Source organism: Sphingomonas segetis (assembly GCF_009720245.1).
Classification (GTDB): domain Bacteria; phylum Pseudomonadota; class Alphaproteobacteria; order Sphingomonadales; family Sphingomonadaceae; genus Sphingomicrobium; species Sphingomicrobium segetis.
In genome coordinates this window covers 1-18,557 of sequence record NZ_WJSQ01000040.1, presented here as the reverse complement: position 1 = coordinate 18,557, position 18,557 = coordinate 1, and the positions used below count along the sequence as shown (strand labels likewise).

General features: G+C 66.3%; 19 protein-coding genes. 12 read left to right on the top strand and 7 right to left on the bottom strand.

Annotated elements, in window-relative coordinates; translation table 11 throughout:
- The first annotated feature begins 255 nt into the window (after positions 1 to 255).
- The 4 genes from GH737_RS05945 to GH737_RS05930 all read left to right on the top strand — a co-directional run bounded on the left by GH737_RS05945 (position 256) and on the right by GH737_RS05930 (position 3,352).
- On the top strand, positions 256 to 1,230 hold the full coding sequence (locus GH737_RS05945) for a DnaJ C-terminal domain-containing protein (protein WP_155263933.1): 975 nt from the start codon (positions 256 to 258) through the stop codon (positions 1,228 to 1,230).
- 66 nt (positions 1,231 to 1,296) lie between these two features.
- Positions 1,297 to 2,277, top strand: coding sequence for a YihY/virulence factor BrkB family protein (locus GH737_RS05940; RefSeq protein ID WP_230558654.1), 981 nt, complete (start codon positions 1,297 to 1,299; stop codon positions 2,275 to 2,277).
- Positions 2,274 to 3,077, top strand: coding sequence for an enoyl-ACP reductase FabI (gene fabI / locus GH737_RS05935; protein ID WP_155263931.1), 804 nt, complete (start codon positions 2,274 to 2,276; stop codon positions 3,075 to 3,077). The genes GH737_RS05940 and fabI overlap by 4 nt, the downstream gene beginning before the upstream one ends.
- Positions 3,077 to 3,352 (top strand): acylphosphatase, encoded by a 276-nt coding sequence (locus GH737_RS05930; RefSeq protein ID WP_155263930.1) that lies wholly within the window; start codon positions 3,077 to 3,079, stop codon positions 3,350 to 3,352. The genes fabI and GH737_RS05930 overlap by 1 nt, the downstream gene beginning before the upstream one ends.
- On the opposite strand, the gene GH737_RS05925 is transcribed toward GH737_RS05930, so the two are convergent.
- From GH737_RS05925 to GH737_RS05915, 3 genes are all read right to left on the bottom strand, one after another.
- A complete protein-coding gene (locus GH737_RS05925; RefSeq protein ID WP_155263929.1) occupies positions 3,349 to 4,638 on the bottom strand; it encodes an adenylosuccinate synthase in 1,290 nt (429 codons plus the stop codon). The genes GH737_RS05930 and GH737_RS05925 overlap by 4 nt on opposite strands.
- Before the next feature lie 124 nt (positions 4,639 to 4,762).
- Entirely contained in the window at positions 4,763 to 5,152 is a 390-nt protein-coding gene (locus GH737_RS05920; RefSeq protein WP_155263928.1) for a hypothetical protein, read from the bottom strand.
- A 108-nt stretch (positions 5,153 to 5,260) separates the two neighbouring features.
- Entirely contained in the window at positions 5,261 to 6,112 is an 852-nt protein-coding gene (locus tag GH737_RS05915; RefSeq protein WP_155263927.1) for a LysR family transcriptional regulator, read from the bottom strand.
- A gap of 574 nt (positions 6,113 to 6,686) precedes the next feature.
- Between GH737_RS05915 and GH737_RS05910 the strand changes: the two genes are divergently transcribed.
- Both GH737_RS05910 and GH737_RS05905 read left to right on the top strand, forming a co-directional pair.
- The gene (locus GH737_RS05910; protein WP_155263926.1) at positions 6,687 to 8,048 is read left to right on the top strand and encodes a sensor histidine kinase; all 1,362 of its coding nucleotides are present in this window, start codon (positions 6,687 to 6,689) and stop codon (positions 8,046 to 8,048) included.
- A 115-nt stretch (positions 8,049 to 8,163) separates the two neighbouring features.
- On the top strand, positions 8,164 to 8,427 hold the full coding sequence (locus tag GH737_RS05905; protein WP_155263925.1) for a hypothetical protein: 264 nt from the start codon (positions 8,164 to 8,166) through the stop codon (positions 8,425 to 8,427).
- A 66-nt stretch (positions 8,428 to 8,493) separates the two neighbouring features.
- Here the strand turns inward: GH737_RS05905 and nrtS are convergent, their stop codons facing one another.
- The 3 genes from nrtS to GH737_RS05890 form a co-directional block, all read right to left on the bottom strand.
- Positions 8,494 to 8,721, bottom strand: coding sequence for a nitrate/nitrite transporter NrtS (gene nrtS / locus GH737_RS05900; RefSeq protein WP_155263924.1), 228 nt, complete (start codon positions 8,719 to 8,721; stop codon positions 8,494 to 8,496).
- Complete coding sequence (serA, locus tag GH737_RS05895) at positions 8,721 to 10,310, bottom strand: phosphoglycerate dehydrogenase (protein ID WP_155263923.1); 1,590 nt, start codon at positions 10,308 to 10,310, stop codon at positions 8,721 to 8,723. The genes nrtS and serA overlap by 1 nt, the downstream gene beginning before the upstream one ends.
- 81 nt (positions 10,311 to 10,391) lie before the next feature.
- The gene (locus GH737_RS05890) at positions 10,392 to 11,561 is read right to left on the bottom strand and encodes a phosphoserine transaminase (RefSeq protein WP_230558653.1); all 1,170 of its coding nucleotides are present in this window, start codon (positions 11,559 to 11,561) and stop codon (positions 10,392 to 10,394) included.
- Positions 11,562 to 11,948: 387 nt separating this feature from the next.
- Here GH737_RS05890 and GH737_RS15980 point away from each other — a divergent pair, with 387 nt between their 5' ends.
- The 4 genes from GH737_RS15980 (at position 11,949) to GH737_RS05870 (ending at position 15,515) form a co-directional block, all read left to right on the top strand.
- Positions 11,949 to 12,986 carry a M23 family metallopeptidase gene (locus tag GH737_RS15980; protein WP_155263922.1) on the top strand — a complete coding sequence of 346 codons (1,038 nt, stop codon included), beginning with the start codon at positions 11,949 to 11,951 and terminating at the stop codon, positions 12,984 to 12,986.
- A 46-nt stretch (positions 12,987 to 13,032) separates the two neighbouring features.
- A complete protein-coding gene (erpA, locus tag GH737_RS05880; protein ID WP_155263921.1) occupies positions 13,033 to 13,359 on the top strand; it encodes an iron-sulfur cluster insertion protein ErpA in 327 nt (108 codons plus the stop codon).
- 95 nt (positions 13,360 to 13,454) lie between these two features.
- A complete protein-coding gene (locus GH737_RS05875) occupies positions 13,455 to 14,249 on the top strand; it encodes an exodeoxyribonuclease III (protein ID WP_155263920.1) in 795 nt (264 codons plus the stop codon).
- 288 nt (positions 14,250 to 14,537) lie between these two features.
- Positions 14,538 to 15,515: a hypothetical protein gene (locus GH737_RS05870; RefSeq protein ID WP_155263919.1), complete on the top strand. Its 978-nt coding sequence runs from the start codon at positions 14,538 to 14,540 to the stop codon at positions 15,513 to 15,515.
- A gap of 253 nt (positions 15,516 to 15,768) precedes the next feature.
- Here the strand turns inward: GH737_RS05870 and GH737_RS05865 are convergent, their stop codons facing one another.
- The gene (locus GH737_RS05865; RefSeq protein WP_155263918.1) at positions 15,769 to 16,920 is read right to left on the bottom strand and encodes an N-acetyltransferase; all 1,152 of its coding nucleotides are present in this window, start codon (positions 16,918 to 16,920) and stop codon (positions 15,769 to 15,771) included.
- A 154-nt stretch (positions 16,921 to 17,074) separates the two neighbouring features.
- Here GH737_RS05865 and GH737_RS05860 point away from each other — a divergent pair, with 154 nt between their 5' ends.
- Both GH737_RS05860 and GH737_RS05855 read left to right on the top strand, forming a co-directional pair.
- Positions 17,075 to 17,659, top strand: a complete 585-nt coding sequence (locus tag GH737_RS05860; protein WP_155263917.1) for a hypothetical protein — start codon at positions 17,075 to 17,077, stop codon at positions 17,657 to 17,659.
- On the top strand, positions 17,656 to 18,557 hold a 902-nt coding region (locus GH737_RS05855), incomplete at its 3' end, for a terminase large subunit domain-containing protein (RefSeq protein WP_230558652.1). The genes GH737_RS05860 and GH737_RS05855, both read left to right, overlap by 4 nt.

Genomic DNA, 18,557 nt, shown 5'->3' with positions numbered 1-18,557 from the left:
GCTGCTCCAACCAGGGAAATGACGATCCCGACGATCGACACCCCGTCGGCGTTGATCCCGCTCGCCAGCGCCGCGCGCGCCGCGGCCGCGGCCCACGCCGTGCTCCGCGACTTCAGCGGCCGCCGATCGGCCGTCGGTCCCTGCGATCCCATGTCGCCCCCCTGATTGCGTTCATGGCAGAGCAGTTTGCGCTTGAACAGCAGCGGCGATGGAACCCATCTGGTCAGCAAGGAACTGTTACGGCATGGGAAGACAATGGCACTCGACCTCTACCAACGGCTCGGCCTGAAGCGCGGCGCGAGCGAGGCGGAGATCAAGAAGGCCTATCGCAGCCTCGCCAAGCAGCTTCACCCGGATCGCAACAAGGACAAGCCCGACGCGGCGAAGCGCTTCGCGGAGGTCACGACGGCGTATGATCTGCTCTCCGACAAGGACAAGCGCGCCCGGTACGACCGCGGCGAGATCGACGAGGAGGGCAATCCCAAGATGCCCTTCGGCGGCGGGTTCGGTGGCGGCGGCTATTCGGGTGGGGCCGGCCCTCGCTCCGGAGGCGGTCCCCAGGGCTTCGAGAACTTCAATTTCGGCGGCGCCGACGCGGCGGACCTCAGCGACCTTTTCGAAGGGCTGTTCGGCGCCGCAGGCGCGGGTCGGGGGAGGGCTGGCGGCCCATTCGGAGGCGGCGGCTTCCGACAGCGCGCCGCGCCGCCGCAGAAAGGCGCGGACGTGGCCTACCGGCTCAAGGTGGCGTTCGAAGATGCGGTCGCGCTGAAGGCGCAGCGGATCACGCTCGCGGACGGCAAGACGATCGACCTCAAGCTGCCGCAAGGTCTCGAGGACGGGACGAAGATCCGCCTCGCCGGCAAGGGTCAGGAAGGGCCGGGCGGGCGCGGCGACGCGATCGTGACCATCGAGATCGCGCCCCACCGCATCTTCCGGCGCGAGGGAACCAACATCCGCCTCGACCTTCCGGTGACGCTGAAGGAAGCGGTGCTGGGCGCCAAGGTGAAGGTGCCGACGCCGGAAGGGCCGGTGATGGTCACCATCCCGAAGGGCACCAGCTCGGGCAAGGTGCTCCGTCTGAAAGGCCGTGGCTTCACCGCGAAGGACGGCAAGCGCGGCGATCAGCTCGTCGCGGTCGAAATCCAGCTCCCCGCCAACGATGCCGAGCTGCAGCGTTTCGCCGAAAGCTGGGACGGCGGCGGCAACCCGCGCTCGAGCCTTGGGGTCTAGGCTCTTCATCTCATGAGAGATCATTCCCCGCTATCGCCGGAGGAAAGGCGCAAGCGTCTGGCAACGATGCGTGCGGCCTTTGGGACCGAAGTCGAGGAGAAGCTCAAGCCGCAGCTGACTGCCTGGGAGGTCGTCAAGCGTATCGCCATCGGAGTCTACAACGACGGCTTCATCCACGCCGGCAATCTTGCCTATCTGTCGATCGTCGCACTCTTCCCCTTCTTCATCGTCGCTGCGGCCATCGCGCATCTGCTGGGGCAGAGCGAAGATGCGATGCTGACGGTGACCAACGTGCTTCGCCGGCTTCCGCCAAACGTCGCCGACACGCTGCGCGAACCGATCATGGAAGTACTCACCGTCCGAACCGGCACCTTGCTGTGGCTCGGCGGCCTCGTCGGCCTGTGGACCGCGACGAGCTTCATCGAAACCATTCGAGACATTCTCCGCAGGGCCTACGGGATCAAATATTCCGCGCCCTTCTGGGAATATCGCCTGGGCTCGATCCTGCTGATCCTGGCAGCGGTGCTGCTTTTGATGATCGCGTTCGCGGCCAGCGCCGCGCTGACGATCACGCACCATTTCATCATCGAATATTTCCCGCTGGCGCAGAACATCGGCCACCGCCTCGGTCTCTACCGGCTCGTTCCCGCCGCCACCCTGTTCCTCACCTTCTACGGGCTTTTCTATGCGCTCACCCCGTCGCGCTACCGCAAGCTCGGATGCCGGAAATGGCCCGGCGCCCTGTTCATCACCGCCTGGTGGCTGGGAACCGTCGAGCTCCTGCCCCCGGCGCTCGACCTGCTCGGCGGCTACACCCGGACCTACGGCAGCCTCGCCGGCGTGATGATCGCGCTGATCTTCTTCTTCGTCGTCGGCCTCGGCGTCGTGATCGGAGCAGAGTTGAACGCGGCGCTGGCGGAAAGCGGCGCCACAGCGCTAAAGGGAGAAATCTATGCCGGGCCGTACAGCGACGAGCTCGAAGTCGAGGAACCGCAGCGCGGCGAGGACGTGGAACCGGCGCTGCAGAGAGAGGGGCCGCAACTTTGACTGGACTCATGCACGGCAAGCGGGGGCTGATCATGGGGCTCGCGAACGACCGCTCGCTCGCCTGGGGCATTGCGCGGGCGCTCGCCGGCGAGGGCGCCGAGCTCGCTTTTTCCTATCAGGGCGAAGCGCTGGAGAAGCGGGTGCGGCCCCTTGCGGCAGAGCTCGGCTCCGACCTGCTGGTCGACTGCGACGTCAGCAGCATGGATGCGCTCGATGCCACGTTCGAACAGATCCGCCAGAAGTGGGAAACGATCGACTTCGTGGTCCATGCAATCGGCTATTCCGACAAGACCGAATTGCGCGGCAAGTTCGTCGACACCTCGATCGACAACTTCCTGATGACCATGAACATCTCGGTCTACAGCTTCATCGCCGTCGCGCAGCGCGCACGCAGGTTGATGACCAACGGCGGCGCCCTGCTGACCCTGACTTACTACGGGGCCGAGAAGGTCATTCCCCATTACAACGTCATGGGCGTCGCCAAGGCCGGGCTTGAAACGAGCGTCAAATATCTGGCGATGGACCTCGGCCCCGAAGGCATCAGGGTCAACGCGATCTCGGCAGGCCCGATCAAGACGCTTGCGGCGAGCGGTATCGGCGACTTCCGCTACATCATGAAGTGGAACGAATATAATTCGCCGCTGCGGCGCAATGTCACCATCGAGGACGTCGGCGGCGCCGGTATGTACCTGCTGTCCGACCTCGCTTCGGGCGTGACCGGCGAGGTCCACCACGTCGACGCCGGCTACAATGTCGTGGGCATGAAGGCCGAGGACGCGCCGGACATCTCGACCGTGTGATGGCAGAGGTGGCACGCCACATCCGCGTCACCGGCCGCGTGCAGGGCGTTTTCTACCGCGCCTGGGCGCAAGGCCAGGCGCGCGAGCTCGGGGTCAGCGGCTGGATCCGCAATTGCCCGGACGGCTCGGTCGAGGCGCATCTCGGCGGCGAGGAGGATTGCGTCGACCGGATGATCCAGCGGATGCGGCAAGGTCCGTCGAACGCGCAGGTCGACGATGTCGAGGTCGAGGAGGCGGCGCCGGAGAACCCCGGCCGCTTCGAACTCCGCCGCTAACCCGCGAACGGATCGCGCACGAGGATGGTGTCGTCGCGTTCGGGCGAAGTGCTGACCAGCGCCACCGGGCAGCGGATCAGCTCCTCGATCCGGCGGACGTATTTGATTGCACGCGCCGGCAGGTCGGCCCAGCTGCGGGCGCCTTCGGTCGAGGCTTCCCAGCCCTTGATCTCCTCGAAGACCGGCTCGACCCGCGCCTGGTCGGCGGCGTGAGCCGGGAGATAGTCGAGATCCTGCCCGTCCAGCTTGTAGCCGGTGCACACCTTCACCGTGTCGAGCGTGTCGAGTACGTCGAGCTTGGTCAGCGCAATTCCGGTCACTCCGCCGACCGCGACCGCCTGGCGCACCAGCACCGCATCGAACCAGCCGCAGCGGCGCTTGCGGCCGGTCACGGTGCCGAATTCGCGGCCGCGTGTCCCGAGCGTCTGGCCGACGTCGTTGTCCTGCTCGGTCGGGAAGGGGCCGGAGCCGACGCGGGTCGTGTAGGCCTTGGTGATCCCGAGCACGAAGCCCGCCGCCGACGGGCCGGTGCCGCTGCCCGATGCGACGGTGCCCGCGACCGTGTTGGACGAGGTGACGAACGGATAGGTGCCGTGGTCGACGTCGAGCAGCACCCCCTGCGCGCCCTCGAACAGGATGCGCTTGCCGTTGCGGCGGGCGTTGTCGATCTCGCGCCACACCGGCCGCGCGAAGGGCAGCACGAAACCGGCGATCTCCGCGAGGTCGTTCTTGAGCCGCCGGCGGTCGACAGGCGGCTCGTTGAAGCCGGCGCGCAGCGCGTCGTGGTGCGCGCAGAGGCGGTCGAGCATCGGGTCGAGGTCGCCCAGATCGGCGAGGTCGCAGACGCGGATCGCGCGGCGGCCGACCTTGTCCTCGTAAGCCGGGCCGATGCCGCGGCGGGTGGTCCCGATCTTGCCGGCACCCGACGCATCCTCGCGCAAGGCATCGAGGTCGCGATGGATCGGCAGGATCAGCGGGCAATTGTCGGCCACCATCAGCAGCTCGGGCGTGACTTCAACGCCCTGATCGCGGATGCGCTCGACCTCGCTCTTCAGCGCCCACGGGTCGAGCACGACGCCGTTGCCGACCACCGACGGGGTGCCGGTCACGATCCCGCTCGGCAGCAGCGACAGCTTGTAGGTCTTGCCCTCGACGACGAGCGTGTGCCCGGCGTTATGGCCCCCCTGGAAGCGCACCACCATGTCGGCGCGGCTCGCCAGCCAGTCGACGATCTTGCCCTTGCCTTCGTCGCCCCACTGGGCGCCGATGACCGTGACGTTTCCCACGCCTGTCTCCCGAATCGCCGAGGCACGGCCCCTGGCGAGGAACCGTCCCTGTTTGGCAGCCGGCGCGGCTCTAGGGGGTGGGGCCGCGGGCGTCTAGGCGGCGAAGAAGGTGAGCCGGGAAAACCTACAGCGCGAGAATGACGAACGCGATCACGCCGATCACCGAGGCAACGGGAATGAGAAGAATCTGGGTGGCGGCGGCGACCACCGGGACGGGACCATTGCGAGTCACGATGATTCGCGACCGCGCGCGCGGCGTGGATTTCACCTGCGCTCCGAGCGCCGCGGGCAACCCGAGCAGCATCAGCGCGAACAGGCACGAGGTCACGACGACGATCGCCGCCGGTCCGTCGGTTGCGAAAAACACCAGGAACAGCCCGAACAGCAATGCCCAGGCCGAAAGGAATGCGGTCCAGATCGCGGTAGGGATGTCCCCGAAGACGCTCCTGTCCGGCAAAGCCGGCTGGGCGGTCAGCTGATCCTCGTCATGGAGCAGTTCGGGGGCCGGATGCATGGCAATCTCCACAAACCTCCCCGAAGTCTATGTGTGCACTGATATCCAGCCAGGCAAATGAATATTATTGCAGAATAACCCCAAAATCTCTTGAAGTGCGATGACGGATCATTTGCGCGGCGAAGCGGCGGCAGCCCTCAGGCCGGTGCGGACTCGCTCCATCAGCCTTTCGTCTGCCCTCGCCGAGTAAACGGCATAGATCGAATAGGAGAATCTCGGCTTGTTATCGATCAGCCGCAGCCTTCCGCTTTCAAGGTGAGGTCGCACCGCCTCCATCCGGAAATAGCCCGCTCCTCCGACCGCCACGATATATTCGAGGGCGAGCGGGCCGTGGTTCACCGACAGCGCGGGGCTCGGGGCATCGGGGAAAGCGCTGTGGTGGCTGGTGCGGAACTCGGCCCCCCAGTCGACATAGACGAAATCCTCGGCGCGTGGATCCGAACCGTTCGAATCCGTGGTCACTGCCACCAGCGATTCGTCGAGCAGGAGTTCGGTGACGATCCCAGTCCGGTGCGGCGGCGCATAGACCGCCGCGACGTCGATCACGCCCTCCTGCACCTGGTCGATGAGCCGGTCCGCGACGTCGATCTGGACGCGAACGGCCACATCGGAGCACTCGCTTGCCATCCAGATCAGCCAATCCTTGAGCAGAGGGTTCCACAAGCTGTGCTCCCCACCGACAGTCACCACGTTCCCGCGGCCCGCGGGCATCGCAACCTCGTGGCGCGCGCGTTCCCAGACCTGCACCAGCGTCGTCGCATAGCGAAGGAACTGATCTCCGGCGGGGGTCAGCTTTGCTCCGGCCTTGTTGCGGATGAACAATATCCGGTCGAGTTGCTCCTCAAGCACCCGTACCCGCGCGCTGACCGCGGTCTGCGTGATGTTGAGGTTCTTGGCCGCGCGGACGAAGCTGCCCGTCTTTACGATCTCCAGGAATGTACGAGCCGCCGTGATATCCATTTGGTGCAAATCTTCTAATATGAACGCTGAAACATATTCGTTTGCCTCACCTCGAGCAACACAGGATAGGCGGAGACACCTGCGGGCGGCCGACGCTTCGCGGCGGAAGGAGATCGGACATGAAGCAGGGTCGAGGGATCGACTATCATGGTTCGTCCTTCCACGGCGCGAACGAGCCGACGGGGCAATTCAGGCTCTTTTGGACCTGGCTCGGGAACATCGTCACGGGCAGGTATTTCAGCTCGGCCATGCGCGCAGCGCGACCGTCCGAATCCACTGCGTTGCTCCCGACAGGAGAACGGGGCTTCTCGTTCATAGGTGTTGCCCGCGGACGCAATGTGCATCGCCGAGCGGCAGACTGTGCGTTCCCGATCAAGGTGGAAGCTGCCGCCAACGATCGTGACAGGCGGCTCCGACCTTAGCCCGAGGATAGCCGGACCGCATAAACCGTTTTCCCGAACGTCCCGGTCAATCGGCTCGCGCCCTGGGCGCAGCCGTTGACTTCCCCTGTCGGCGGTGACTGGCGCGTCTTCTGATCGGCGGTTAAGAATGGCGGCGCACAGGGGATGCAGGCGTGCCGCATCGGCTTCAGGACTCCTTTTATCGGGCGCTGTTCGAATCGCCCGTCGCGGGGATCGCCGTCGGCGACATCGCCACGCTCACCATCGCCGCCACCAACGGAAGGATGCTCGAGATCCTCGGCCGCACGCGCGAGGAAGTGGAAGGCATACCGCGGATCTGGGTCGAGTTGACCCCGCCGGAATACCGCCACCTGGACGAGCGCGCGCTGCAGCAATTCCGCGAGCGCGGTCATTCCGACCCGTTCGAAAAGGAATATCTTCGCCCGGACCGCTCGCGCGTGCCGGTGCGGGTGATGGTCAGCAAGGTCGACAACGAGCCCGACAAGCTGGTGGCGTTCGTCCAGGACCTTTCCGCGGATCGCGCGGCGCGACGGCGCGAGCAGCAGATGCAGCGCCGGCTCGAGATCGCGCTGTCGGCTGCTCAACAGGGCGTGTGGGATTACGACCTTGTCACCGGCGAGATGGTCTACGACGAACGGGCGAAGCAGATTTACGGCTTTCCGCCCAACCAGCCGGTGACGTTCGAGATGGTCCGCGATGCGACCCACCCGGACGACCTTCCGAACACGCTCGCCCAGCTCGAGCGGGCGATCGATCCGAGGGTCCGCGATCGCAGCAGCTACGAATATCGAATCGTCCGTCCCGACGGCGGAATTTGCTGGGCGCTCGCCCACGGCGAATCGGTGTTCGAAGGGGAGGGCGATGCAAAGCAGGCCGTCCGTTATGCCGGGACAATCCAGGACATCACCGAGCGAAAGGCTGCCGAACGGCACCAGCAAATACTCATCGCGGAGCTCAACCATCGCGTGAAGAACATGCTGGCGATCGTCCAGGCGGTCGCGCACCAGACGTTCAGCAAGGTCGAGTGCGCCGGCGCGGCGGAGAGATTTTCGGGCCGCCTCTCCGCCCTCGCCGCTGCGCACACCATCCTGACTCGGCGGAGCTGGGAAGCCGCGGCGATCCGCGAGATCGCGTGCGAAGTGCTCCAGCCGCACTACAGCGGCGCGGACGCCCAGATCCGCCTCACCGGCGACGACGACGCGCGGGTACCGCCGCAAACCGCGGTGAACCTCGCAATGGCGCTGCACGAGCTGGCGACGAACGCTGCGAAATATGGCGCATTGTCGTCGCGTCGCGGCCGCGTCGAGCTGTCATGGGCGGTCACGCACTCGCAGCCGGTGCTGCACATCGAATGGCGCGAAAGCGGCGGCCCGCCGGTGAAGCAGCCGGAGCGCGAAGGCTTCGGAACTCGGATGATCCGGCGCGTGCTCGCGTCCGAACTCGGCGGGACCGTCACGCTGGAGTTCAATCCCAAGGGTCTGGAGTGCTCGATCGAGGCGCCGCTGAACGGCTAGAACTGAACCGCGGATGCTGCCCTCGTTGAGCAGGCGGAACAGAATGGGCCATTTGGGCGTATTGCTGTTCCGTTGCGCCTTGGCGCGTAATCATGAACAACATAGGGGAAAGCAAATGAAGACGACCATGGCATTGGCGATTGCGCTCGGGCTCGGCAGCCTCGCGGCGTGCAACAACAGCCCGCAGGAGCAGGCCGCCGACAATATCGAGGCGAACGCCGAGAACAGCGCCGACATGATCGAGGCGAATACCGAAAACGTGACAGACAACATGCAGGCGAATGCCGAGAATACCGCCGATCAGGTCCGCAACGAGGGCGAGCAGGACGCCGACGCGGTTCGCAACAGCGCCGACGCCGACGGCAACAGCACCAACTAAGGTCAGACCCACCCACTCGCACGCAGGTGGGTGGATCCAGGGGCGCTCCTTCCCGGAGCGCCCTTTCTACGATTCCGAGCTGCGAAACGCGGCGTAGCTGCCGTAGCTGGCGACCGCGAACGGCACGAAATAGGTCAGCACCAGCTTCCACCAGTTCGGCCAATTCCCGGAAAGCATCTCCGGTCCCTGGTTGATCGCATTGAGCACCGTGCCGATCACCAGCGCTACAATGAGCGAACGGCGGACGGACACCCAGCCGAAAGTCCGCGCCAGCGCTTCTCTTTGCGACCCCATCAGAAGCCCAGCGGAACGACCTCGCGGACGCCGGGAAGCGCGTGCAGCTGCCGCGCGACGTCGGCCGTGATCGGGTCGTCGACCGCGACCAGCGCGACGGCTTCGCCGGCTTCCTTGCGGCGGCCGAGATTGAACGTGGCGATGTTGATCCCGCTCTCGCCGAGCCTGGTGCCGAGCGCGCCGATGAAGCCCGGCTGGTCGTCGTTGACGATGTAGATCATCTGCCCGGTCAGCTCCGCCTCCACCGGGATTCCGAAAATCTTCACGAGCCGCGGTGCGCGGTTGCCGAACAATGTGCCTTCGACGCGCTTGCTCCCATGCTCAGTGCCGACGGTCACGGCGACGAGCGTGTGATAATCGCCTTCGCCTTCGTCCCGAATTTCGCGCACCGAGATTCCGCGTTCTTTCGCCAGATAGGGCGCGTTGACCATGTTCACCGTGTCCGACCAGGTGCGAATGACGCCCGCGAGGACAGCGCCCGTGATCGGTTTGATGTTGAGCTCGGCGGCTGCGCCTGCCACCTCGACGTCAATCGAGCGGATCTCGGTGCCGGCGATCTGGCCGATGAGTCGCCCCAGCTTCTCGGCAAGGGCCATGTAGGGCCTAAGGCGCGGCGCCTCTTCAGCGGACAGCGAGGGCACGTTGACGGCGTTGGTGATCCCGCCGAGCAGCAGGAAGTCGGCCATCTGCTCGGCGACCTGGATCGCGACATTGACCTGCGCCTCGGTGGTCGATGCGCCGAGGTGCGGCGTGCAGATCAGCCCGCGCGTGCCGAACAGCGAGCAGTCCCGCGCGGGCTCGACCGCGAAGACGTCGAGCGCTGCGCCGGCGACATGGCCGCTTTCTAGCCCATCCTTGAGCGCCGCCTCGTCGATCAGCCCGCCGCGCGCGCAATTGACGATGCGCACGCCCGGTTTGGTCTTCGCCAGCGCATCGCGGCTGAGGATTCCGCGGGTCTGGTCGGTGAGCGGCGTGTGGAGCGTGATGAAGTCGGCGCGTGGCAACAGTTCGTCGAGCTCGACCTTCTCGACTCCGAGCTCCAGCGCGCGTTCGGGCGACAGGAAGGGATCGTAGGCGACGACCTTCATTTTGAGGCCGTGCGCGCGGTCGGCGACGATCGACCCGATATTGCCGCAGCCGATCAGGCCCAATGTCTTGCCGGCGAGCTCGACCCCCATGAAGCGGTTCTTCTCCCACTTGCCCGACTGGGTGGACTGGTCGGCCTGCGGGATCTCGCGGGCGAGCGCGAACAGCATCGCGATCGCATGCTCGGCGGTGGTGATCGAATTGCCGAACGGCGTGTTCATGACGACGATCCCGCGCGCCGAAGCGGCGGGCACGTCGATCGTGTCGACACCGATCCCCGCGCGCCCGATCACCTTCAGCCGTGGAAGCGCCGCGTCCATCGCGGCGGCGTTGATCTTCGTCGAGCTGCGGACCGCGACTCCGTCGTAATTGCCGATGACCGCTTTCAGCTCGTCGGGCGTGAGGCCGGGTTTTTCATCGACCGCAATGCCGCGCTCGCGAAAGATTGCGGCGGCTCGCGTGTCCATCGTGTCAGCGATGAGGACTTTGACTTGTTCGGTCATTGCGTTCCTTTTCGTCATTCCCGCGAAAGCGGGAACCTAGTTGTTGTTCGTTTGCTGGGTCCCCGCTTGCGGGGATGACGATTAGGGGTGAGTCATCTCCCACGCCCAGTCGAGCCACGGCCCTAGCGTTTCGACGTCACTCGTCTCTACGGTAGCCCCACACCAGATGCGCAAGCCTGGCGGTGCATCGCGGTAGGCGCCGATGTCATATGCAGCCTCCTCGCTTTCGAGCAGCTTCACGATCGCTTTCTGCCGCGCCTTATTCGCCTCTTCGTCGGAACGGTCGGCGAACTGCAGGCACACCGAGGTGTTGGAGCGGGTTGCACGATCGATTGCGAGATGCTCGATCCAGTCCGCCGATTGCACCCAGCGGTCGAGCGCGGCGGCATTGGAGTCGGCGCGTCTTATCAGCGCTTCGAGCCCGCCCACACGCTCCGCCCAGTCGAGGCAGAAGAGCCAGTCTTCGACCGCGAGCATCGAGGGCGTGTTGATCGTCTCGCCCTTGAAAATACCCTCGATCAGCTTGCCGCCTTTCGTCAGGCGGAAGATCTTGGGCAGCGGCCGCGGCGCGGGTTCGCGCTCGAGTAGCTCGACGGCGCGCGGGGAGAGCACGAGCATCCCGTGCGCCGCCTCGCCGCCGAGCGCCTTCTGCCAGCTGAAGGTGCCGACATCGATTTTCGTCCAGTCGATGCCCTGGGCAAACGCGGCCGATGTTGCATCGCAAAGTGACAGTCCGGTGCGGTCATCGGCGATCCAGCCGGCATCCGGCACCCGGACGCCGCTCGTCGTCCCGTTCCAGGTGAAGACGACATCGCTACCCGCGTCGATCCCGCTGAGGTCGGCGATCTCCCCGTAATCGGCAGTGCGGATATCGGCGTCGAGTTTGAGCTGCTTGGCGACGTCGGTGACCCAGCCGGCGCCGAAGCTCTCCCAGGCAAGCATCGTCACACGGCGCGGACCCAGCAGCGACCAGATCGCCATCTCCATGGCGCCCGTATCCGACGCCGGAACGATACCGAGCCGATAGTCGGCAGGAAGCTTCAGCAGCGCGTGCGTGCGCTCGATCGCTTGCGCCAGCTTCGCCTTGCCGATCGTTCCGCGGTGCGAGCGCCCGAGTGCCGACGTATCGAGCTTGTCAGGCGCCCAGCCCGGCGGCTTCGCGCATGGGCCAGACGAGAAGTTGGGGCGGTGGGGTCTGGAATGAGGCTTCGCCGAGCGCACGGGGGCGCCGGCGGCAATCGTATCGGTCAATGTCACTCTCCTCGCAGAGAGCTCGCGCCGCGTTGGGACGGCGTGGCCCGTCGACCGGTGTAGCGACTGACCAAGCGATGGCAACCGGCGCTCCGAAGATTTCACCTGCGAATCGTTCGGAGCCTTATGTTGCACTGCACAAGAGCTTGATTTTGCTCGAATCCGGACGCGAGGCAGCAGAGTTGAACGGTTCACCGCAGTTACTCAGCGGCTCATCCCGGCGGGGCAGGATCGAGGTTGAATTCGTTAACCATCCGGAAGCAGTGTCACCTTCGTCGATGCGCGGGGGCAACGCGCAACGGCTTGGGGCTGGGGAGCTCCTGCAATTGGATGGAACGGCGCGGCGCGCTTCGGTGCGCGTGCCTGGAGCTTTGGAGCGGGGACCTGATGACCCAAGTATTGGCCGGCACGACGGGATTGTTCCGCGACCGCGACCTCTTCATTCACGACGGCAAGAAGCTCCGTCGCTTCCGTATTTCCGCTCCCGTCCAGGCTGCCCTATTCGTCGTTCTTCTCGGCCTTGTCGCCTGGGCCGCCTATGCGACCGCCCGGCTGGTCACGCGGCCCCATCTTGCAGTCTCGGCGACGACCGAAGCGCGGGCCAGGCTTCTCGAGCAGCGCCAGGCGCTGATCGAAGCAGCGCTCACGGGTCAGACGATCGACGCCCAGATGATCGCTGCCGCTGCACCTAGTGGCCGCCTCGCCAAGGACGGCGCGCTCGCTCGAGTCGAGCAGCACCAGCTCCAGCAGGCGGCGCTCGTCGCGAAAGCCCTCGACGTCCGCTATCAGGTTACCGCCGCCGAGCTCGAGCGTCTCGGCATCAAGCCGGCAGCGGCCGGCCGCTCGGCCGGCGTCGGCGGTCCGTTCGAAAGCATCGGCAACCCAACGTTCAAGGCGCTGTTCAAGAGCTGGAAGAAGCTCGACCAGCTGCAGGATGACGTAATCGCCGTCCCGTCCGACAAGCCGATCAAGGCCAGCGTCACCTTCACCAGCGGGTATGGCGTCCGCTCCGATCCGTTCCACGCCGGCGCAGCAATGCACCCCGGCATTGATCTCGCGGGCGCTTATGGCACCCCGATCTACGCCACGGCCGACGGCACCGTGGTGCGCGCGGGCTGGAACAGCGGCGGCTACGGCAATCTGGTCGAGCTCGACCACGGCCGCGGCATCACCACCCGCTACGGCCACATGTCGGCGATCCTCGTCGAGGCCGGCGACCATGTCACCCGCGGCCAGCAGATCGGCCGCATGGGCTCTACCGGCCGCTCCACCGGCAATCACCTGCATTACGAAGTGCGGATCGACGGCCGCCCCGTGAACCCCATCCCGTTCATGAAGTCGACCGATTACGTCCTCGCCATGCAGAAGAAGGTGAACGCCGCTTCGATGGACGCGATCGGCGGGCCCTCGGGCGGGCAGCACTAATCGCCGCTTGCTTGCCGCTCGGGCTAGCGCTTCCTATCTCCGCCAAGTGAGCGAGATCAGCCTTACCGACAGTGCGGCCAAGCGCGTCGCGTGGATCGCCGAGCGCCAGGCGAAGCCCGCCATCCTGCGCCTCGCGGTCGACGGCGGCGGCTGCGCAGGGTTCACCTACAAGTTCGAGCTCGCCGACGCCGCGGAAAGCGACGACACGGTCGCGGAGACGGATGGCGTCAAGCTGGTCGTCGACCCGATGAGCCTCGACCTCGTGCGCGGCTCCGCGGTCGATTTCGTCGAGGACCTGAACGGAGCGGCGTTCAAGGTCACCAACCCCAACGCCCAGTCCGGCTGCGGCTGCGGAAGCAGCTTCAGCGTCTAGAGGGGCGGTGGGCCCCCTCCACCATCCGCCTTCGCTAAAGCTGCGGCGGACGGTCCCCCTCCCCGTTCCGGGGAGGAGTTGCTAAGCGGCTCCTCGTGAAAATCGCCACCTACAACCTGAACGGCATCCGCGCGCGCCTGCCGCGGCTGCTCGAATGGCTCGAGCGCGAGAAGCCCGACGTCGTCGCCCTGCAGGAGCTCAAGTGCGCCGACGAGTCGCTGCCGATCGGCGACATCGAGGCGGCCGGCTACGGCGCCGTGTGGCACGGGCAGAAGGGCTTCAACGGAGTCGCCATCCTCGCCCGCGGGGACACGCCCGAGCTCAGGCGCGTCGGCCTGCCCGGCGACCCCGACGACAGCCACAGCCGCTACATCGAGGCCGAGGCGAAAGGCGTGGTCGTCGGCTCGCTCTATTTGCCCAACGGCAACCCCGTCGGCACCGAAAAATTCGACTACAAGATCCGCTGGATGGAGCGGCTGCACGCGCACGCGGCGGAGCTGCTCGAGGACGAGCGGCCGGTGGTGCTCACCGGCGACTGGAACGTGGTCCCCGAAGACCGCGACGTCTTCTCGGCGAGGGCGACCGCGAAGGACGCGGTGATGCAGCCCGAGGCGCGGCAATGGTGGCGGCGGATCGTCCACCAGGGCTGGACCGACGCGCTGCGCGCGCTGCACCCGAAGGAGGAGAAGCTCTACACCTTCTGGGACTACACCGCCGGCTGCTGGCAACGCGACATGGGGTTCCGGCTCGACCACCTGCTGTGCTCGCCCGAGGCGGCCGACCGGCTGGTCGCGGCGGACGTCGACCGCTGGGCGCGGGGCGAGGAGAAAGCGTCGGACCATGCGCCGACGTGGGTGGAGTTGGAGCAGCCGAGCGTAAGCAGAGCGTAGCGCAGCGACCGCGCTTAGGCGAAGAGACTGCGACAGCCGGACGGCCTGCGCGCACAGCGCGACAGGTCCGACGTCACGCGATTCACTCGCGTGACGGCCCCTCACCCCGCTCACGCTGCGCGTGAGTCGCCCTCTCCCCCGAGGGGAGAGGGATGGTTGTTCACGCGAAGGCGCGAAGGCGCGAAGAAGAAGTTGTTCACGCGAAGGCGCGAAGGCGCGGAGGGGTTGGTGGCCTTTCCAACGGCGTGATTGGGCGGCAAGGTGGGGGCGCTCGGGGAAGGGGACGGCGTGAACATCGGTCAGTATCTCGAGCAAGTCCGCACCCAGTTCGAGAGCGGGCACGCCACCGAGCACAGCTATCGCCCTGCGTTGCACGCACTCTTCGAGAGCATCGACCCGAAGCTCACCGTCATTAACGAACCGAAGAAGTCCGAAGGCGGAATGCCCGACTTCATGTTCCAGCGCGGAGACGTGCCTTTCGGCTGGGTCGAAGCGAAGGACATCGACAAGGATGTCATCAAGCTCAAAGGCTATTCGAAGGAGCAGCGGAAACGATACGAAGCCGCTTACCCGAACCTGATCTACACCAACGGCGTCGATTTCGAATTCATCCGCGACGGCGAGCCCGTCCATTTCGTTTCGATTGCCGATTTCCTGATGGGCCTGCAGCCGAACCCCGACCGGTTCGGCGAATTGGAACGGCAGCTAAAGCTGTTCGCCGAGCAGAAACCGATCAGCATCCGCTCCGCTGCCAAGCTGGCGGACATGATGGCCGCCAAGGCAGCGATCATCAAAGACGAGCTGGAGATCGCGCTTAAGGAGGATCGAGAGTTCAGGTCCGGTCTCGGCGGCCAATACAAGAGCTTCAAGGCGAACCTGCTTCCGCATCTCACACCAGATGAATTCGCGGACCTGTACGCTGAGACAATCACGTACGGCATGTTTGCTGCGCGATTCCACGACACGGACCTGAGCACCTTCAGCCGGCAGGAAGCGATGGAGGATTTGCCTGCGTCGAATCCGTTCCTGAAGGGCCTCTTTCGCTACGTCGCGGGCGACTTGCCGAAGCGCCTGGAGTATGTGGTCGACGATCTGGTTCAACTTATGCGCGCCAGCGATCCGCATTCACTATTCAAGGACTTCGGCAAGCCGGGGCACACCCCTCACCCTTCCGCTGCTGCGCAGCGGGTCCCTCCCTCTCCCGCTAGGGGGAGAGGGGCTGAGAATGGGGGAGGTATGTCCCGCGCGGGACCCCTCCACCATTGAACTTCGTTCAATGGTTCCCCTCCCTCCGCGGGTATTCCAGCGATCGATTCCGTTCGCTGGAGCCTTGAACCCGCTCCGCCCACGAGCTGCGCTCGCAGGGAGGAGCTTAGGTTAGCGACAGCAAGGAGAGGGTCACGCGGAGTAAATCCGCGTGACTCGTCGGACGGGCTCGCTCAGCTTAGGCTTCGCGCCCCGCCGGCCGCGCGGCTCCGTCTTTCGACATAAGCACGGCGGCGCTCACGCGCCGGCGCGCTTATGCTCGGCGGAGCTCGCGTTCGTATATCCTATACCGATGATTCACCCGCGCCCCCGGCAGCTCGGCGATCGAGAGCATTCCCTTGTTGTCTTCGAGGATCCAGCCGAACTCGCCGGTGCCGATGCCGAACTTCCCGACGCAGTCGCGGCGGGTGTATTCGATCAGCATGAAGGCGAGCATGCTCGCCATGCGCGTGTGGTGGAGCTTTTTCGCGACGCCCATCAGCGGCACCCGGGCGCGCTTCACCCTCGGCTTGCGCAGCCGCCAGAGGAGCTTGACGAAGCCGAACGGGAACAGCCGTCCGTCGAGGTCCTTGATCAGCTCGTTGATGTCGGGGATGGTGATCATGAACGCGACCGGCTCGCCGTCGAGCTCGGCGATGCGCACCAGCTCCTCGTAGATGATCGGCTTCAATTTCTTGCCGGCGTAGGCGATCTCGGCCTCGGTCAGGGGGACGTAGCCCCAATTGTCCGACCAGGCGTCGTTGAGCAGGTTGAGGATGATCCGCGCTTCCTCGTCGAACCGGCTCTTGTCGACCGTGCGGATGCGGATGTGCGGGTTGCGGTCGCCGGCCGCGATCAGGCGGTCGATCTTCGGATCGTTCCAATGGGCGATGTCGACTTCGTAGGTGAGGAGGTCCTTGGCCTTGGCGTAGCCGGCGGCCTCGATCCAGGCGCGGTATTCGGGGCGGTGGTGGCCCATCATCGCGGTCGGGTCTTCTTCGAAGCCCTCGATCTCGAGGCCGGGCTCGTCCCAGATGGAGAGGCTGATCGGGCCGAGCGCGCGGGTCATGCCCTGGGCGCGGAGCCAGTCCTCGGCGGCGGCGATGAGGGCCGCCGCGCCTTCGCCGTCGAGCGCCTCGAACATGCCCCACTGGCCGGTGCCGGCGCCCATGTGCTGCTGGACGAGGTCGTCGACCTGGGCGCTGATTCGGCCGACGGGCCTGCCGCCGCGCTCCGCGAGCCAGAGCTGCGCGCGGGCATGCTCGAACCACGGGTTCCTGGCCGGCGCGATGAGGCCGTAGACCTCGTCCTTGAGCGGCGGGACCCAGTGCGGATCGTCGGCGTAGACGGCCCAGGCGAAGTCGACGAAGGCCTTGCGGTCCCGCTTGGTTTCGACGGGGCGGATGGTGACGGCGCTGGTGCTCATGGAGCGAGGGCTAGCGGGTCGCGCGGGCGCGCGCCAGTGACCAGGGGTTCGGGCGACGGCGCGGAGCAAGGGAGGTCGGGCGCAGCCGCGCGGAGTCGAGGCAGGTAGGCACTTTCTGCTTGACATGTAGGAACCGAATTGGTTCACGCTCGGGATGAGCAAGGACGAATCGGACATCGGCGGGAGCAACAAGCGGCGCATGCAGATGCGGGCGCCGCGCGGGTCGAAGAAGGCGAAGCCCAAGCCCAAGCGGGTCGCCTTCACCCGCGAGCGCAAGGAGATCTTCCTCGCGCACTTCGCCGCGACGGCGAACGCCAACGCGGCCGCGCGGGCGGCGGGCGTGTCGAAGAGCACGGTCTACGCGCACCGGCGCAAGGACCCGCGCTTCAACGAAGGATGGTACGAGGCGCTCGGCGAGGGCGTCGCTCGGGCCGAGGCGCAGAGCGTGCGCTGGGCCGAGAAGGCGTTCACGATCCGGGCCAGCGAAAAGGCGGCCAGGGCGGCCCAGAACATGGACCCGAAGGTGGCGCTGGCGATCCTCGAATCCTACCGCCGCAACCGCGGGCGGCGGCCGGGCGAAATCCTGCCGCAGCCGTACGACAAGGACGAGGTGCGGGCGCGGCTCGAGGCGAAGATGCGGGCGCTCGGGATGCTCGACGAACAAGGCCGCCCGATCGCGAAGGACGACCCCTCCACCGCTTCGCGCCACTCCCCGCGAACTGGGGAGGAGGATCGTTGACCGACATTCGGTCGCTGCTCTGGATTCTGTCGCGGCACGAGGCGGCGGACCGGGCGCGGGTGCTGGATTCGCTCTCGGCGACGGACCGGCGCGCGCTGGCGGAGGATTGGGAGAGCCAGGCGCTGACGGGGCAGATCGCGCCTGGCGGCGAGTGGCGGACGTGGCTCCTGATGGCCGGGCGCGGCTTCGGGAAGACGCGGGCCGGCGCGGAATGGGTGCTGGAAAAGGCGCGGTCGAACGCGAAGGCCCGGATCGCGCTGATCGGCGCAAGTCTCGACGAGGTCGCCAAGGTGATGGTCGAGGGCGAAAGCGGGCTGCTCGCCTCGGCGCGGCTTCACGAGCATCTGCGCTGGCGCCCGACGACGGGCAAGCTGCGCTTCCCGAGCGGGGCGCTGGCGATCGCTTATTCGGGCGCTTCGCCGGCGCGGCTGCGCGGGCCGCAGCATCATTTCGCCTGGGCCGACGAGCTTGCGAAATGGGCCAAGCCCAAGGAGGCGTGGGACAATATGCAGCTCGGGCTGCGGCTCGGCGAGCGGCCGCAGGCGGTGGTGACGACGACCCCGGGACCGACGCCATTGCTGCGGCGGATCCTCGAGCATTCCGAGACCCGGAAGACCGGCGGCCGGACGTTCGACAATCCCTATCTGCCGAGCGCCTTCGTCGAGGCGATGACGGCGGATTATGGCGGGACGCGGCTCGGCCGGCAGGAACTCGACGGCGAGCTTCTGGGCGAAGCCGAAGGGGCACTGTGGACCCGCGAGCTGATCGAGGAGCGGCGGTGCGCGATGCCGGACCGCGACGCGCTCGGGCGGGTGCTGGTCGCGGTCGATCCGCCGGGGAGCGCCGGCGGCGATGCCTGCGGTATCGTGGTCGGCGGGCTTTGCGGCGGGAAGGGCTT

Coding starts and splice junctions, on each gene's coding strand:
- GH737_RS05945 (WP_155263933.1), top strand. CDS start 256: ATGGCACTCGACCTCTACCAACGGCTCGGCCTGAAGCGCGGCGCGAGC.
- GH737_RS05940 (WP_230558654.1), top strand. CDS start 1,297: ATGCGTGCGGCCTTTGGGACCGAAGTCGAGGAGAAGCTCAAGCCGCAG.
- GH737_RS05930 (WP_155263930.1), top strand. CDS start 3,077: ATGGCAGAGGTGGCACGCCACATCCGCGTCACCGGCCGCGTGCAGGGC.
- GH737_RS05920 (WP_155263928.1), bottom strand. CDS start 5,152: ATGCATCCGGCCCCCGAACTGCTCCATGACGAGGATCAGCTGACCGCC.
- GH737_RS05915 (WP_155263927.1), bottom strand. CDS start 6,112: ATGGATATCACGGCGGCTCGTACATTCCTGGAGATCGTAAAGACGGGC.
- GH737_RS05905 (WP_155263925.1), top strand. CDS start 8,164: ATGAAGACGACCATGGCATTGGCGATTGCGCTCGGGCTCGGCAGCCTC.
- nrtS (WP_155263924.1), bottom strand. CDS start 8,721: ATGGGGTCGCAAAGAGAAGCGCTGGCGCGGACTTTCGGCTGGGTGTCC.
- serA (WP_155263923.1), bottom strand. CDS start 10,310: ATGACCGAACAAGTCAAAGTCCTCATCGCTGACACGATGGACACGCGA.
- GH737_RS15980 (WP_155263922.1), top strand. CDS start 11,949: ATGACCCAAGTATTGGCCGGCACGACGGGATTGTTCCGCGACCGCGAC.
- GH737_RS05865 (WP_155263918.1), bottom strand. CDS start 16,920: ATGAGCACCAGCGCCGTCACCATCCGCCCCGTCGAAACCAAGCGGGAC.
- GH737_RS05860 (WP_155263917.1), top strand. CDS start 17,075: ATGAGCAAGGACGAATCGGACATCGGCGGGAGCAACAAGCGGCGCATG.